Source organism: Methylobacterium sp. ap11, assembly GCF_900110515.1.
Taxonomy (GTDB): Bacteria; Pseudomonadota; Alphaproteobacteria; order Rhizobiales; family Beijerinckiaceae; genus Methylobacterium; species Methylobacterium ajmalii.
This window is the reverse complement of record NZ_FOEB01000003.1, coordinates 278,633-294,193: the sequence shown is the minus strand read 5'-3', so window position 1 is coordinate 294,193 and position 15,561 is coordinate 278,633. Positions and strand designations below refer to the sequence as shown.

The following is a 15,561-nucleotide window of genomic DNA, read 5'->3' as shown; positions in this document are numbered from 1 at the left end:
CATAATTGTATTTAAAGCTTCGGTTGAAGCCTCACGCCACCACCCCCACTCCCTAGCAAACCGCCACGACCGCCTGGAAAGACTGGTATTTGACCACCCATGCCACCTCGATTTCCCGGCATCGGCATGATTGGCGGCATTGGCCTTATGCTCGGTGCAGAATGCCCTTGCGGTGCGGGCGACGTTTTTTCTTGAGCTTTTTTCTTGTTATTGCTATCGCATTCACAATCTTCGTCAATATCGATGGATTTGAATCGGGCGTTATTGCTCAAGGCGATGGCTTTATATCTTGAAAATTGCGTCGTACCATCTTTGTAGGGCCTGTCGCCATCCGGGCCAAATTTCATTTCATATATATCTGACACTTTGCCGTCTTTTAACACAGTTATATCCGGTCTCGTGAACCAAAAATCGGGATGGAAATCTCCTTGTATAGGAAGGCCATCCGGGCCTCTCCGTAATAACCAATCTTTTCCCTGTTTCGCGTATGTTGCTTCGGGCCATACTCCATTATTTTGATCTCTGCTTCCAGCAAATTTCCTGTCAAGGTCTTGCTCGACGCATTTCTGGTTTCCTTTGCCCTTGCATTCGCAGGCCGAATCACAAAAAGAATTCAATAGCGTGACTGAATGACCTTCTGGATTCCCTGTAAAATATCCCCCGACGCTGACCGTATTCCCCCGGTTCATCAACATCTTGTCGGTCAACCGCGTGACCGGCCGGCCCTCCATGAACACGTTCGGCGACCAGGACAGCCACGTCGCCTCGTGCCGGTTCACCCCCGAGGTGACGCCCCCGCCCGTGCCCGGCTCGTCGTCGTAGGACGGGTAGAAGCGCGAGCCCTTCACCCCGTTCATCGCCCCGCCATGCGATCGGACGGTCACCGTCCCGTTCTCCAGGTCGCGGGCATAGGCGACGTTCGAATACGGCACCGGCGCCACCGGCGAGCGGCACACGTCCGGCAGCGTCGCGCGCACGAAGCCGATCGCCGAGTGCTTGTGGCACAGGGTCAGGTCGTTGATCTTCACCGTCTCGTTCGAGGTCAGGCCGCTCACCGCGCCACCCCCGCCATCTGCCGCACCGTCACGGTCGAGCCCTCGACCGCGTGGTCGCGCCCGTTGCACGCCACGGCGGCGTTGAAGATCAGCTCGACGCTGCGCGCGCTGCCGTCGAGGATCGCCGCGACGAGGCGCAGCCGCTCCTGCGTGCGCGCTGTGCCGATGCGGGTGCGGGCCTCCAGGAGGACCTGCGGCAGGCGGAAGGCGTAGGGACCGTCCGGGTGCAGGCCCTCGACCTCGACCGGCTCGCCGCCGCGCAGCACCCCCGGATAGATCTGGTCGGCCGGGGCGGTCTGGTGGAAGGCCTCGGAGAAATCCTCCGGCGGCAGCGGCGCGCGGGTCGCCATCCAGGCCTCGTCGTAGGTGCCGGCATGGTCGAGGCGGGGGCGCCAGGCCGGCTGGAGCGGCCCGAAGCCGTGCGGCGGCGGCAGCGGCCGGCCGGGCACGACCGGCCGGGCCGGGTCCTCGATCAGGGGCAGCGCCAGTTCGGCGCCTTCGGGCAGGTCGGACCATCGCGCCGTCCAGCCCCGCCCGACGGGGTTGTGCGGGTGCGGCGCGGCGGCGGGGCTGCCGGGCTCCGCGAACGGATCGACCCCGCCGAGGGCGGCGCGCCAGACCAGCCGCACGCCGGCGAAGTCCTCCGGGCCGTCCAGGGTCAGGCGGCCGCGGCGGCCCCCGGTGCGCCGCAGCACCCGCCGGCCGGTGACGCGGGCGCGCTTCTCGATCGCTCCCACGCGCACGCGCACGGCGCAGGTCCGTCGCACCGCCTCGCCGGGGGCGCAGGCGGTGCCCCGCACCAGGATGTCGGCCGCCGGCCGGAACGGCGCGATGTCGGCGGCGGCCTTCATCTCGCGGGCCTGCCCGTCGACGTACTCGCCGACGAGCCGGACCGGGGGAGGCTCCGGCGCCATGTCCAGGAGGCCGTCGGCGCGCAGCGAGAAGCAGGCGCGCACCGCCACCACCCAGTGCTCCACCCCGTGCCGGTCGCGCAGGAACGAGCCTTGCGCCGCGAACGGGGTGCGGTTGTCCACCGCCCACATGACGGCGGCTCAGTTCAGGTCGATCACGGCGGCGCGCAACGCGATCGTCTCGTCGGCCGTCCCGACGATCCGCACGCCCTCGACCCGGATGGTGCCGTCCCGCTTGAGCACCAGCCGGGCGACGCCGTTGGCGATGACGAGGTCGCCGGTGGCGGCGTCGACGCGCACCATCCGGGCGAGGGCCGCCAGATCGGCGGGCGAGGCCTCGCCGGGCGGCGTCCCGGCGGGGTCGAGCGGGTGCGCGCCCGCCAGGTCGTGGCGCATCTGGTTCATGGCCGTGCTCTCCCGCCTCCGGCCGGCCGCGGCGGCTGTCGATCGGCCGATACTGCAACCTACATTCGCTGCTGGCGGAAGTCGATACAGCTTGAAGGACCTAGAGGAAGGCAAGATCATCGCTCCGGATCGTGACCGATCCGACCCTTCGCCGCCGCCCATGTCCTGGCGAGGCCGCCGCCGCGCCTTCCGGCGAGGTCGCGGCGGGAGACCGGCGAGCCGCCGAAGACGGGGGCCGGACCGCCGCGCGGGCGATCACGCCCCGGTCTATGCGTGATGCTTCCCGGCGGAAGCGCCGCGACGGCGCAGCAGGCCCGACACGCCGCTCACCACCGGGATCAGCACCCCGCCGACGAGGAGGCCGACGAGGCCCGAGGCCGCGGCCGTCACCAGCCATTCGATGGCGCCCCTGGCGGATGGAAGCAGCGCGCCCAGGCTTTCCGCTGCGGCATGCGCCGCGTGCGCCGGGGCCGACAGGCCGTAGCCCTCGAGCCCGTGCATCAGGATGCCGCCGCCGACCCAGACCATCGCCGCCGTGCCGACGACGGCGAGCACCTTGAGCAGGACCGGCATGCCCCGGACCACGAAGCGGCCGGTCGCCCGGATGAGGTTGCCGAAGGGCGCGCCCGCCCGGCTGCGGGCGAGGGCGAGCCCGGCATCGTCCGCCTTCACGATGAGGGCGACGACGCCGTAGACCCCGACCGTGATGCCGACGCCGACGATTCCCAGGACCGCCGCCTTCATCCACACGCTGCCCTCGGGCAGGGCCGCGAGGGTGATCGCCATGATCTCGGCCGACAGGATGAAATCGGTCTTGATGGCGCCCGCCACCCGGCGCTCCTCCAGGGCCGGGTCGTGCCCGGCGCCGGCCGGCTGCGCTTCCTCGTCCCCGTGCGCGGCATGCGGGAAGAGGGCCTCGTAGATCTTCTCGGCGCCCTCGTAGCAGAGATAGGCGCCGCCCAGCATCAGGAGCGGGGTGATCGCCCACGGCGCGAAGGCGCTCAGCGCGAGGGCGCCGGGCAGGAGGAACAGCAGCTTGTTGCGCAGCGATCCCAGCGCGATCTTGCCGACGATCGGCAATTCGCGCTCGGCCGCGAAGCCGACGACGTAGCGCGGCGTCACCGCCGCGTCGTCGATGACGACGCCGGCGGCCTTCGTCCCGGCCCGCGCGGCCTGCGCCGCGACGTCGTCGAGGGAGGCCGCCGCGCTCCTCACCATGAAGGCGACGTCGTCCAGCAGAGCCAACAATCCGACGCTCACAATGTCCCCCGGCCCATACCGTTTCCCCCTTCGCGTCCCATCCTGGCGACGACGGCGTCGCCGGAAACGGGCCAGGGTGGTCTTCGATCCGCGCGGACGTCAACATCCCGCCCGACCGGCGAGGGATTCGTCGGGCGCCTCGCGTCGCGCCGGTTCCGGCCACGGCCTCTCGAAATCCCCGCCGGACCCGCCCCGGCGGATGCGGCGTCAGTCGAACACCGGGATCCGATCCGGCGGGAAGACGGGGGCCGGGGTCTCCGCGACGGGCCTGTACCGGCCGGCCCCGCCGCGGGTCGGGCGGCCGCGGCGGCGGACGACCTCGCGCTCGAACGCGATGTAGGCCTCGGGCGCGCCGTCGAGCCGCCGGATGGCCCGCACGTCGATCTCGCACAGGTAGGCATCGCCGCCCTTGCGGTAGTTCTGCAGGCACCCGACGAACCGGCCCTCGGCCCGCAGGGCCCGTTGAACCTGGCGCGTTCCCTCCCGGTTCGTGCCCTGCCCCTGCAGGACGCGCGGCGACAGGCCGACCAGCTCCGACGCCGCGTAGCCGCTCATCCGCGCGAAGCCGGGATTGGCATACAGGATCCGCGGCCCCGGGCGGTCGAGCTGCGCGTCGGTCACGAGCACCGCGACATCCAGGTCCTCGGCGAACAGGCGGACGAGATCGACGACGGTCATGGCTCCGGCTCCCCCACGCCTCTCCGATAATCAGGTTTCGTTAACGTCTTCTCACCGAGGCGCGGGCGCCCATAACGGTGAGATCCCGGCCCAGACCGCTGTAATTAGGATCTCGTTAGGAATTTTTGCCAAGTGTCGACAAGCAACGGCCGGCGCTCCGTGAAGACCAGAAGCGCCCCTCTGCGGCACGACCGGGATAGTGTGAGGCGTCATGAAATCGCTGCTCAAGCGCCGTCCGACGGCGAACGGCCTGGAGATCGCGGCGCTCGCCGCGCTGCGCACCAACGTGATGATCGCCGATGCGGACATGAACATCACGTACATGAACCCGGCGCTGCGGCGGTTCATGGAGGACGCCGAGGCCGACCTCAAAGCCGAGCTGCCGCGCTTCGACGCCGCCAAGCTCATCGGCAGCAACATCGACATCTTCCACAAGACGCCCACCCACCAGCGCCGCATGCTCGCGGCCCTCGACAAGCCGCACGAGGCCACGATCCGCGTCGGCCAGCGGGTGTTCGATCTCCTGGTGACGCCGCTGGGCGAGCCGGCCCACCGCCTCGGCTTCGTCGTCGAGTGGAGCGATGCCAGCGCCCGCCTGCTCAACCTCGACTATTCGAGCCAGATCGCCGCCATCAGCCGGTCACAGGCCGCGGTCGAGTTCCTGCCGGACGGCACCCTCATCACCGCCAACCAGAACTTCCTCACCCTGATGGGCTACGGCCTCGACGAGATCCGGGGGAAGAACCACGCGATCTTCGTCGATGCCAAGACCCGGGAGAGCCGCGACTACGCCGAGTTCTGGGACAGGCTGCGGCGCGGCGAGTACCAGGCGGCGCAGTTCCGGCGCCTCACCCGCGACGGCCGGCCGGTCTGGATCGAGGGCTCGTACAACCCGATCCTCGACCAGCACGGTCGCGTCGCCAAGATCGTCAAGTTCGCCAGCGACGTCACCGCTGAGGTGAAGCGCCTCACCGAGCTGAAGGTCTTGATCGACGAGAACTTCGCCGAGGTGGACCAGGCGGTCGCGCGCTCGAACGGCGAGGCTGAGCAGGCGCGGCTCGCGGCGGGCAAGACCTCCACCAACGTACAGTCGGTGGCCGCCGCGGCCGAGGAACTGGCCCAGTCGGTCAACGAGATCGCCGCCAGCATGGTCCGGGCGCGGGCGATCAGCGACGAGGCGCACGCCCAGGCCAGCGCCGCCGGGGATTTGACGCAGAAGCTCACCACCACGGCGGCGGCGATGAACGGCATCGTCGGCCTGATCCAGACCATCGCCAGCCAGATCAACCTCCTGGCCCTCAACGCAACGATCGAGTCGGCCCGGGCCGGGGAGGCCGGCCGCGGCTTCGCGGTGGTGGCGGCCGAGGTCAAGAACCTCGCCAACCAGGCCGCCCGCGCCACCGAGCAGATCGGCGCCGAGATCGGAAGCATCCAGGCCGTCTCCGGCCAGGTCGTCGGATCGCTGCAGGCGATCCAGGCCTCGGTCGAAGCGCTGCGGGACTACGTGGTGCGCACGGCCGCCGCGGTGGAGCAGCAGAGCGCGGTGACGCAGGACATGTCGGCCAGCATGCAGGACGCGTCCGGGGCGATGGGCGCGATCGCGCAGAATATCGGCGCGATCTCGGCGGCGGTCGGCAGCGTCACGCAGGCGGTGGAGACCACCAAGGGCGCCGCCCGCGTGCTGGCGCGCTGAAAAACCCGCCATGCCGCAGCCGCGTTCCCCGGATCCCTTCAGGCGGGCAGACCCACCATGACCGAGATCTCCTCCTTCCCGCTCCCCTCGCCGGCTCGGGGAGGGGCCGAGGCGTACCGGCGGCTCGCGGCGATCCTGGTCGAGGCCGCCTCGGCCGGCGCCGATCTCGGGCCCCGGGGCCACCAGATCGATCTCCTGCGCGAGGCGATCCAGTCAGGCCTGCGCGAACTCGTCGAGGCCTTCGTCCCGGTGCTGGACGCCCTGTCGGCCGACGACCCCGACCGCCGGGTGCTGGTCGCGATCATCGAGCGCTTCGTCGTGTGCATCCGGGCGGTGCTCGGCGCCGCCGACCGGCTCTCGGCCACCGCGACGGCCTAAGCAGACTTGCGTTGGCAGGCCAACGCTTCGCCCGCTTGGGTTCTTGTTCTGTCGCAGATTTACGGCGCCGAACCGGTAACCACTTCGGCGAAATCCGCTTAGCGGCCGGCCTTCACAGGAACGGCGCCGGGTCCTTCGGGTCGCGCGCCGGCTTCGCGTCGCGGCGGTTCCACCAGCCGCCGCCGAGGGCCTGGAACAGGGCCGCGGTGTCGGCGTACTGGTTGGCCTGGGCCTGGGCCTGGGTCACCAGCGCCTGGAGATAGGCCGATTGCGTGATCAGCAGCGAGGCGCTGCTGACGGCGCCGAGGCCGAACTGCTTGCGCACCAGTTCCACGCTCTGGCGGCTCGCCGAGACGGCGGCGTTGGCCGCCGCCACGGCGCGGCCGTCGGCCTGGAGGGCGCGAAGCGAGTCCGCCACGTTCTGGTAGGCGCCGATGACGGTGGCGCGGTACTGGGCCTGCGCCGCGACCAGGGTCTCCTCCGCCGCCTGCTGGCGCCGGAAGAGGGTGCCGCCGTCGAAGAGCGGCTGGGCGACCGCGCCGGCGATGGTCCAGAGGCTGGCGGCCGGGTTGAGGAGGGCGGCGAAGTTGGTGGCGCTGGCGCCGACCGCGCCCGAGATGGTGAATTGCGGCAGGCGGTTGGCCACCGCGACGCCGACCTGGGCGCTCGCCGCGTGGACCGCGGCCTCCGCCGCCTTCACGTCCGGGCGCTGCTCGATCAGCCGCGAGGGCAGGCTCACCGGCAGGGTCCGGGGCAGGTGGAGCGAAGCCAGCGTGAAGGTCTGGCTCACCTCCTCGCTCGGGAAGCGGCCGGCGAGCGCCGTGAGCAGGTTGCGCTGCTGCGACAGCGCCCGCTGCAGCGGCGGCAGCAATTGCTGCGACTGGGCGAGCAGGGCGGTCTGCTGCACCACGTCGGCGCCCGCCACCTGGCCGGCATTCTGCTGCTTGGTGATCAGGTTGAGGAGGTCGGTCTGGGCCTGGATCACCTTCTCGGTCGCGGCGATCTGGGCCCGGAGCGACGCCTCCTGGATCGCCGCCGCGACGACGTTGGAGCTGAGAGTCAGGTAGGCCGCCTCGAGCTGCCAGAGCTGGCCCTCCTCCTGCGCCGCCTGCGCCTCGAGCGCCCGGCGGGTGCCGCCGAACACGTCGGGGGAAAAGCTCACCGTCACCTGCGGGGTGACGAGGCTGTAGAGCAGCGAGTTGTTGTTGAGCGGCGATTGCAGGTCGCCGCCCGGGGCCTTGTTGTAGGAGGATTGGGCGTTGAACCCGACCTGCGGAAACAGCGCGCCGCGCTGCGCCTCGGTGGTGGCCCGCGCCGCCCGCAGGCTGGCCTGGGCGGCGTCGAGGGTCGGGTTGCGGGCGAGCGCCTCCGCCACCAGGCCGTTCAGCGCCTTCGAGCGGAACAGCGTCCACCACTCGCCCGGCACGTCGCGCCCCGGTGCGAAGCTCTGGGCGATGGCGCCGCCGCGGCGATCCTCGCGGCCCAGCGCCGGGTCGCGCAGGGATTCCCGGGTGTAGCCCGTCACCGGCGGCGGCGTCGCGCCCTGGAAGTCGGGCCCGACCATGCAGGCCGAGGCGGCGGAGGCCGCCAGCGCCGCCGCCAGGATCCGCGCCGCGGTGCGGGCAGCCGGGCGGGCGGCGGGGCCGGGCGCCCCGTCCGGCCCCGGGCCCGCGGCCCGGTCGTCCGCGGCGACCGACACCCGGATCGGGGCGTCGTCGCGCGCGGCCGCGGGCGCAGCCGCGACGGTGGCGGCGGGCATGGGCGCGAGGCGCAGGAGGGCGCGCACGGTGTGGGGCATGCTGGCGTCGGCAGGGGCGGGCGTGTCGGAACCGGGCTGCATCTAGCTCACTCCGCCGGTTCGGGCTGTCGCACCGGGGCGACAGGCAGGCGTGGACGATGGCGCGAGAAGGCCGCGATCAGCACCGGCAGCACGACCAGGATCAGGATCGGGGCGAGCAGGATGCCGCCCACCACCACCAGCGCCAGGGGTTTCTGCACCTGCGAGCCGATGCCGGTGGAGATCGCCGCCGGCAGGAGGCCGACGCAGGCCGCCACGCAGGTCATCATCACCGGCCGCATCCGCACGTCGGCGGCGTGGTGGATGGCCTGCGCCCGCGCCCAGCCCTCGTCCATCAGCTGGTTGCAGTAGGAGAGCAGGATCACGCCCTCCATGGTCGAGATGCCGAACAGCGCGATGAAGCCGATCGCCGCCGAGACCGAGAACGCCGTGCCGGTCAGCACCAGCGCGAAGATGCCGCCGATCAGCGCCATCGGGATCACGCTGAGCGTCAGCAGCGTGTCGGTGAGCGAGGCGAAGTTGACGTAGAGCAGGAGCGCGATCAGCCCGATGGTGAGCGGCACCACGAGCTTCAGCCGCGCGATGGCGCCCTGCAGGTTGCTGAACTCGCCGACCCATTCGAGGTGGTAGCCGGCCGGCAGCTCGACCTGCTCGGCGACGCGCCGCTGCGCCTCGATCACCGCGCCGCCGAGGTCGCGCCCGCGCACGCTGAACTTGACCGGGATGTAGCGCTCCTGGTTCTCGCGGTAGATGAAGGCGGCGCCCGAGACGAGCTGGACCCGGGCGATCTCGGAGAGCGGCACCTGGACTACGCCGCCGCTCGGCGACGCCGCCCCGACCGTGATGTTGCGGATGGTCTCGAGCGAGCGGCGGTACTCGGGCGCCAGCCGCACCCGCATCGGGAAGTGGCGGTCGCTGCCGTACTCGTAGAGGTCGCCGGCGGTCTGGCCGCCGATCGCCGCCGAGATCGTGGTGGCGATGTCGCCGGGCGCCAGCCCGTAGCGGGCAGCCCGCGCCCGGTCGATGTCGATGCGCACCGTCGGCTGGCCGAGCGAGGTGAACACCGCCAGATCCGTCACCCCCGGCACCGTGGCGAGCGCCGCCTTCACCGCCTCGGCGGTGCGGGTGATCTCCTGCAGGTCGCTGCCGTAGATCTTGACCGAGTTCTCGCCCTTCACGCCCGAGGCCGCCTCCTGGACGTTGTCCTGGATGTACTGGGAGAAGTTGAACTCGATGCCGGGCAGCTCCTCGCGCAGCCGCCCCGAGATCTCCTCGATCAGCTTCTCCTTGGTCAGCCCCGGCCGCCACTGGTCGGCGGGTTTGAGGGGGGCGAAGATCTCGACGTTGAAGAAGCCGGTGGCGTCGGTGCCGTCGTCGGGCCGGCCCTGGTGCGAGACGACCGTGGTCACCTCCGGGTAGGAGCCGATCAGCTTGCGCATCCGCTCGACGTAGGGGTTGCCGGCCTCCAGCGAGATCGAGGCCGGCATCGTGCCGCGGATGTAGAGGTTGCCCTCCTCGAGTGTCGGCAGGAACTCGAGGCCGAGGGTGCGCATCGCCACCCCGGTGCAGCCGAGCATCGCCACCGTCACCAGGATGGTCAGGATCCGGTTGTTGAGGGTGAAGCCCTGGAGCGGCCGGAACAGCGCCCGCAGGACCTTGACCACGATGGTGTCGCGCTCCTCGACGTGGTCGGGCAGGATCAGGGCCGAGAGCGCCGGCGACACCGTGTAGGTGGCGATGAGCCCGCCGACGAGCGCGTAGGCATAGGTCTTCGCCATCGGCCCGAAGATGTGGCCCTCGACGCCGGTGAGCGTGAAGAGCGGCAGGAAGCCCACGATGATGATCGAGGCGGAGAAGAAGATCGCCCGGTTGACCTCGCGGGCGGCCGACGCGATCAGCCCGAGCTTGAGCCCGCTGCCGGCTTTCGCCGGCCCTTTATGCTCGGCGAGGTGGCGGAAGATGTTCTCCACCATGATCACCGTCGCGTCGACGATGAGGCCGAAATCGATCGCGCCGAGCGACAGGAGGTTGGCCGATTCGCCCCGCGCCACCATGATGGCGATGGCGAATCCGAGTGCGAAGGGAATCGTGGCCGCGACGATGATCGCGCTCTTCAGGCTGCCGAGGAAGAGCCACTGCACCAGGAACACCAGCACCACGCCGAAGACGAGGTTGTGCATCACCGTATGGGTGGTGGTGTGGATGAGCGCGCTGCGGTCGTAGAGCGGCACCACCTGCACGCCGGGCGGCAGGATGCCGGAGGCGTTGATCTTCTCGATCTCGGCCTCGACGCGCTGGATCGTCGGCAGGCTCTGGCCGCCGCGGCTCAGGAGCACGATGCCCTCGACGATGTCGCCGTCGTTCTCGTGCCCGACCATGCCGAGGCGCGGCGCGTTGCTGACCTGGACCTCGGCCACGTCGCCCACCAGCACCGGCACGCCGCCGACCTGGCTGATCATCGTGCTGCGGATGTCGTCCATGTCGCGGATGAGCCCGATGCCGCGCACCACCGCCGACTGCTCGCCGACGTTGAGGGTCTGGCCGCCGACATTGGTGCTCGAGTTGTTGAGCGCCGTGACCAGCTGGACCAGGGTCAGCCCCTGGGCCTGGAGCTTGTGCAGGTCGACCGCGACCTCGAACTCCTTGGTCTTGCCGCCGAAGGCCGAGACGTCGACGACGCCGGGGATCGCCTTGAAGCGGCGCTGCAGCACCCAGTCCTGCAGGGTCTTGAGGTCGGTCGAGGAGAAGCCCGGCGGGCCCGCCACCTGGTAGCGCATGATCTCGCCGATCGGGCTCGTCGGCGAGATCTGCGGCTGGGCGTTGTTGGGCAGCGGCGAGAGCTGCGACAGCCGGTTGAGCACCCGCTGCAGCGCCTCCTGGTAGGTGAAGTCGTAGGTGAACTGGATCTTCACGTCCGACAGGCCGAAGACCGAGATCGTCCGCGTCACCGTGGCGTTCGGGATGCCGGCGAGCTGCACCTCGAGCGGGATGGTGATGTAGCGCTCGATCTCCTCGGCCGACTGGCCCGGATTCTGGGTGATGACGTCGACGAGCGGCGGCACCGGGTCCGGATAGGCCTCGATGTTGAGCTGCTGGAAGCTGGCGTAGCCGATCCCGAGCATCGCCAGGAACAGGAGCAGCACCAGCACCCGCTGGCGCAGGGCGAAGTCGATCAGGCGGTTCATGCGGGCGCGGTCCCTACGAGGCCTTGTCGCCGGAGGCGGCCCGGTCGATGAACAGGCTGCCGCGGGTCACGACGCGCTCGCCGAGGCTGAGCCCGTCCACGACCTGGACGAGGCCGCCCCCGGACAGCCCCAGGGTGACGTTGCGTGACACGATGGTGCCGTCCGGCTGCTCGACCCAGATCCGCGCGCGGGCGCCCTCGTAGACGATCGCGCTCGCGGGGATCGCCGGGGCGCGCTCGTCGCGCCCGGTGAGGATCGTGAAGGTCGCGAACATCTCGGGCCGCAGCAGGCCCTCGGCGTTGTCGATCTCGGCCCGCACCGGCAGGCGCCGGGTCGCCGGGTCGAGGGCGGCCGCCATGTAGCCGATCTTCGCCTTGAAAACCCGGTCGGGGAAGCCGATCACGCTCGCCTCCAGCTCCTGGCCGATCTTGATCCGCGGCACCTCGCTCTCGCGCACGTTGGCGACGAGCCACACCGTCGAGAGGTCGCCGATGACGAAGGCCGGGTCGCTGCCCGCCGCGAGGTACTGGCCGAGCCCGACCTTGCGCTGCACGATGGTGCCGCCGATCGGCGCGCGGATCTCGGTCTCGGGGCTCATCGCCCCGCTCTTCCCGAAGGCGTCGATCTCCGCGTCCGACTTGCCGAGGATGCGCAGGCGGTTGCGCACCGCCTGGAGCGCGGCCTCGGCCGAGCGCTGGTCGCTTTGCGCCGCGATGACGTCGTTCTGGGCCTGCTGCCAGTCCTTCAGCGCCACCGCCTTGGCCTGGAACAGCTCCTGGAGCCGGGCCGCCACGGTCTGGTTGAGCTTGAGCAGGGCCTGGTTCTTGGCGAGCGCGTTCGTCGCCGCCTGGAAGTCGTTGAGGGCCGAGACCATGTCGGCGGCCTCCAGGGTGAACAGCACCTGGTTGGCCTTCACCCGGTCGCCGGCCCGGACCATCACCTTGGTCACCCGGCCCGCATAGGGGGTGTAGACCGGGACGTTGTCGTCCTCGTTGACCCCGATCCGCCCCTCCGCGAAGCCCTCGGGCCGGAAGTCCCGGGCCTGGACGGTCTCGATGCCGAAGCTCGCCCGCTGCTGCTTGCTCGGCCGGAAGGCCGGGACCGCGGTCTCGCCGGGCTCCGGCGCCTGGCCCTCGACGCCCTCGCGCTGCGCCAGGAGCCCGGCGATGCGCGCGCGCACGGGCTCGAGGGCGGGCACGCGCCAGATCGCGAGGCCGGCGCCCGTGAGGACGAGGATCGCCAGGAGCCGGACCGCGAGCCGGCCGCGCCGCCGCACCGGCGGGCTCTGAGGGGTTTGGGTGTCCATCGCGCGCCGACCATCCGCCCGGGGAGAGCGGCCCGGTCCCGGATGCCCCCGTCGCCGCCCGCGACGGCGGGAAGCGTCCGGATCGATCCCGGGTCGGCCGGCCCCTGTTCCCTTCAGTGCCTCACTACCGGATTCTGCCGGCGTCCTGCCGTTCCGTTGCGTCAAGGCGATGACGGTGCAGGATCCGGGCCGAGGCGCCGCCTCGCGGGCGACGTCCGGTGGTCGTCTCTTGGCGAGCAAACCGGAGCCGAGTCAAGGACGTCCGGGCGGGGCCGCACCGATGCCGCGAGGGCTGGGCAGGGGGCTGCCGCGACGGCCGGGATGCGAGGATAACAACGCTCTATCAATATCTTGCCGGAAATCGAAAAATTTTCCGGCCGGGATGGATTAAGTCGTTAGATCCTGCCGAACCGGGTCTCTCGACCATACGGCATCGCCCCGTCCGCTTGACGCAAGGGAGGGTGTGACCAATTTTCCTCGCCCGAGCGCGGATCTCCCGCGCGCCAGCAGGGACCAAGGCCACGATGTCCGTCCGCGACCCGATCCTCCACAGCGTGCCGATCGCCGAGCTGCGGCCGACGCAGATGACCGTCGGCTACCGGGAGGTGGCGGCCAAGCGCAAGCGCTGGCGCGAGGTCGCGGACAAGGACCGGGAGGCCTTCCTCGGCTCGCACATGATCCCGGTCCTGCTCGGGCCGAAGAAGAAGCGCTACGTCATCGACCACCACCACCTCACCCGCGCGCTGCAGGAGGAGGGGGTCGAGAGCGTGTTCACCACCGTGGTGGCCGACCTGCACCACCTCGAGAAGGACGCGTTCTGGGTCGTGGCCGACCACCGCGCCTGGGTCCATCCCTACGACTCCCACGGCCTGCGCCGCGACGTCGGCGACATGCCCAAGCGGATCGAGGACCTCGCCGACGATCCCTTCCGCAGCCTCGCCGGCGAGCTGCGCCGGGCCGGGGGCTTCGCCAAGGACACGACGCCGTTCAGCGAGTTCCTGTGGGCCGATTTCCTGCGCCGCAACATCAAGCGCAAGGACGTGAAGGACGATTTCTCCGACGCCCTCAACGAGGCGATGGAGCTCGCCCGCTCGAAGGACGCCGCGTACCTGCCGGGCTGGAGCGGGCCGCACGAGGGATAGGGCGGTCTTCGGACGCCAAAGGGTCCGGCGCGTCGAGCGCGCGGTGCAAACGCGGTCCCCGGGGTGGGCCGCCCCGGGGGCGGTGACGCAAAGGCGCCCGCCTCCCATCAAGTTCATTTGCCGCACTCCCCCATCCGGCCTAACCTCTCCGTCGGCGCGCGACGCGCCGCAGACGGGGGGACGTTCGCGATGTTCGATTCGCTCCTGAAGAGCATCGGCGCCGAGCCGGTCGACAACGAGACCCACTTCTACCGCTTCGAGCCCAAGCCCGACATCACCGCCTACGAGCTCGCCCTGATCCTGCGGCGCTTCGGGGCGCTCGCCGCCGGGGCGGCCCCGCTGCACGGGGTGATGCTGATGCCGTGGGAGACCCTGGAGGAGGAGTACGCCCGGCACTTCGCGCCGGCCCCGCACGGCATGTTCCAGGGCTGACGGGCGCCGGGCGACGTCCAAGGGGCGTCCCGGCTTTCCCGGCCGCTGCGGCGAGGCGGCAACACTCGGTTTACCATTCCGTCCGATGGTCGCGGCTGGTGAACGAGGGTCCTTGCAAGCCATGATGTCCCGCGCGGAACGCTCGCATCTGGGCGACTGGTGGTGGACGGTCGACCGGGCGCTGCTCGCCGGCCTCGGCGTTCTGATGACGGCCGGGCTGGTCTTCCTGATGGCCGGCGGTCCGCCCGTGGCCGAGCGCCTGGGCCTGCCGACCTTCCACTTCCTCAACCGGCAGGTGATGTACCTGCTGCCGACCATCGCCCTGATCCTGGCGGTGTCGTTCCTGTCCCTGCGCCACATCCGGCGCATGGCGCTGGTGACCTACGGGCTCGGCATCGTGCTGTGTATCGCGGCCACCAAGTACGGGCCGGAGATCAAGGGCGCGCATCGCTGGATCCAGTTCGGCTCGATCGGCGTCCAGCCCTCCGAGTTCGTGAAGCCCGCCTTCGTGATCCTGGCTGCCTGGGCCTTCGCCGAGGGCGCGCGCCGGCGCGACATGCCGGGCGGCACGCTCGCCGTGCTGCTCCTGCCGATGACCATCGTGCCGCTGATCCTGCAGCCGGATTTCGGCCAGACCATGCTGGTCACGATGGTGTGGTGCTCGATGGTGTTCGTCGCCGGGCTGCACTGGTTCTGGGTCGCGGGCCTCGGCGGCGCCGGCCTCCTCGGCGTGGCGGCGGCCTACGAGTTCCTGCCCCACGTGCGCGCCCGCATCCAGCGCTTCATGGACAAGGATTCGGGTGACAACTTCCAGACCTTCTGGTCGCAGGAATCCTTCAACTCCGGCGGCTGGCTCGGCACCGGCCCGGGCGAGGGCGTCGCCAAGCGCCATCTGCCCGACGCCCATACCGACTTCATCTTCTCGGTGGCGGGCGAGGAGTTCGGCGTCATCGTCTGCATCGCCATCGTGCTGCTGTTCGCCTTCATCGTGATGCGGGGCCTGACCCTGGCCCGGCGCAGCGACGACATCTTCTGCCGGCTGGCCATCACCGGGCTGACCGCGCTGTTCGGGCTGCAGGCCTGCATCAACATGGCGGTGAACACCCGGATGATGCCCGCCAAGGGCATGACCCTGCCGTTCATCTCCTACGGCGGCTCGTCGCTGATCTCGCTCGCCCTCGGCATGGGCTTCCTCGTCGCCCTCACCCGGCGCCGGCCGCGCACGACGCTCCTCAGCCGCGACGAGGGCCAGGCCCACTGATCGCAGGCGCACTGATCGGAAGCCTGCTGATCAAGGGCGCGCCGAACGGGCGCCCCG

13 protein-coding genes are annotated in these 15,561 nt (G+C 70.4%); 5 read left to right on the top strand and 8 right to left on the bottom strand.

What is annotated here, in order from left to right; translation table 11 throughout:
- Nucleotides 1-11: 11 nt before the first annotated feature.
- The 5 genes from BMX97_RS05925 to BMX97_RS05905 all read right to left on the bottom strand — a co-directional run bounded on the left by BMX97_RS05925 (nucleotide 12) and on the right by BMX97_RS05905 (nucleotide 4,309).
- Nucleotides 12-1,055, bottom strand: a complete 1,044-nt coding sequence (locus BMX97_RS05925) for a DUF4150 domain-containing protein (RefSeq protein ID WP_177202131.1) — start codon at nucleotides 1,053-1,055, stop codon at nucleotides 12-14.
- Nucleotides 1,052-2,098 (bottom strand): DUF2169 family type VI secretion system accessory protein, encoded by a 1,047-nt coding sequence (locus BMX97_RS05920; protein ID WP_091746613.1) that lies wholly within the window; start codon nucleotides 2,096-2,098, stop codon nucleotides 1,052-1,054. The genes BMX97_RS05925 and BMX97_RS05920 overlap by 4 nt, the downstream gene beginning before the upstream one ends.
- Nucleotides 2,099-2,107: 9 nt before the next feature.
- Nucleotides 2,108-2,371: a hypothetical protein gene (locus BMX97_RS05915; RefSeq protein WP_091746610.1), complete on the bottom strand. Its 264-nt coding sequence runs from the start codon at nucleotides 2,369-2,371 to the stop codon at nucleotides 2,108-2,110.
- 267 nt (nucleotides 2,372-2,638) lie between these two features.
- Nucleotides 2,639-3,631: a DUF808 domain-containing protein gene (locus BMX97_RS05910; protein WP_091746607.1), complete on the bottom strand. Its 993-nt coding sequence runs from the start codon at nucleotides 3,629-3,631 to the stop codon at nucleotides 2,639-2,641.
- 207 nt (nucleotides 3,632-3,838) lie between these two features.
- Nucleotides 3,839-4,309, bottom strand: a complete 471-nt coding sequence (locus BMX97_RS05905; protein ID WP_091746604.1) for a PAS domain-containing protein — start codon at nucleotides 4,307-4,309, stop codon at nucleotides 3,839-3,841.
- A 211-nt stretch (nucleotides 4,310-4,520) separates the two neighbouring features.
- Here BMX97_RS05905 and BMX97_RS05900 point away from each other — a divergent pair, with 211 nt between their 5' ends.
- The gene (locus BMX97_RS05900; protein ID WP_091746601.1) at nucleotides 4,521-6,002 is read left to right on the top strand and encodes a methyl-accepting chemotaxis protein; all 1,482 of its coding nucleotides are present in this window, start codon (nucleotides 4,521-4,523) and stop codon (nucleotides 6,000-6,002) included.
- Between the two features lie 57 nt (nucleotides 6,003-6,059).
- Nucleotides 6,060-6,380, top strand: coding sequence for a hypothetical protein (locus BMX97_RS05895; RefSeq protein WP_091746598.1), 321 nt, complete (start codon nucleotides 6,060-6,062; stop codon nucleotides 6,378-6,380).
- A gap of 112 nt (nucleotides 6,381-6,492) precedes the next feature.
- On the opposite strand, the gene BMX97_RS05890 is transcribed toward BMX97_RS05895, so the two are convergent.
- From BMX97_RS05890 to BMX97_RS05880, 3 genes are read right to left on the bottom strand one after another with little or no spacing between them, the layout of a single operon-like run.
- The gene (locus BMX97_RS05890; protein ID WP_244538302.1) at nucleotides 6,493-8,220 is read right to left on the bottom strand and encodes an efflux transporter outer membrane subunit; all 1,728 of its coding nucleotides are present in this window, start codon (nucleotides 8,218-8,220) and stop codon (nucleotides 6,493-6,495) included.
- A gap of 5 nt (nucleotides 8,221-8,225) precedes the next feature.
- Complete coding sequence (locus BMX97_RS05885; protein ID WP_091746595.1) at nucleotides 8,226-11,363, bottom strand: efflux RND transporter permease subunit; 3,138 nt, start codon at nucleotides 11,361-11,363, stop codon at nucleotides 8,226-8,228.
- Nucleotides 11,364-11,376: 13 nt separating this feature from the next.
- Entirely contained in the window at nucleotides 11,377-12,669 is a 1,293-nt protein-coding gene (locus BMX97_RS05880; protein WP_091746592.1) for an efflux RND transporter periplasmic adaptor subunit, read from the bottom strand.
- A gap of 524 nt (nucleotides 12,670-13,193) precedes the next feature.
- Here BMX97_RS05880 and BMX97_RS05875 point away from each other — a divergent pair.
- The 3 genes from BMX97_RS05875 to BMX97_RS05865 all read left to right on the top strand — a co-directional run bounded on the left by BMX97_RS05875 (nucleotide 13,194) and on the right by BMX97_RS05865 (nucleotide 15,504).
- Nucleotides 13,194-13,811 (top strand): ParB-like protein, encoded by a 618-nt coding sequence (locus tag BMX97_RS05875; protein ID WP_091746589.1) that lies wholly within the window; start codon nucleotides 13,194-13,196, stop codon nucleotides 13,809-13,811.
- A gap of 189 nt (nucleotides 13,812-14,000) precedes the next feature.
- The gene (locus BMX97_RS05870; RefSeq protein ID WP_091746586.1) at nucleotides 14,001-14,243 is read left to right on the top strand and encodes a hypothetical protein; all 243 of its coding nucleotides are present in this window, start codon (nucleotides 14,001-14,003) and stop codon (nucleotides 14,241-14,243) included.
- A 121-nt stretch (nucleotides 14,244-14,364) separates the two neighbouring features.
- Nucleotides 14,365-15,504 (top strand): FtsW/RodA/SpoVE family cell cycle protein, encoded by a 1,140-nt coding sequence (locus tag BMX97_RS05865; protein ID WP_091746583.1) that lies wholly within the window; start codon nucleotides 14,365-14,367, stop codon nucleotides 15,502-15,504.
- The last annotated feature ends 57 nt before the right edge of the window (nucleotides 15,505-15,561 follow it).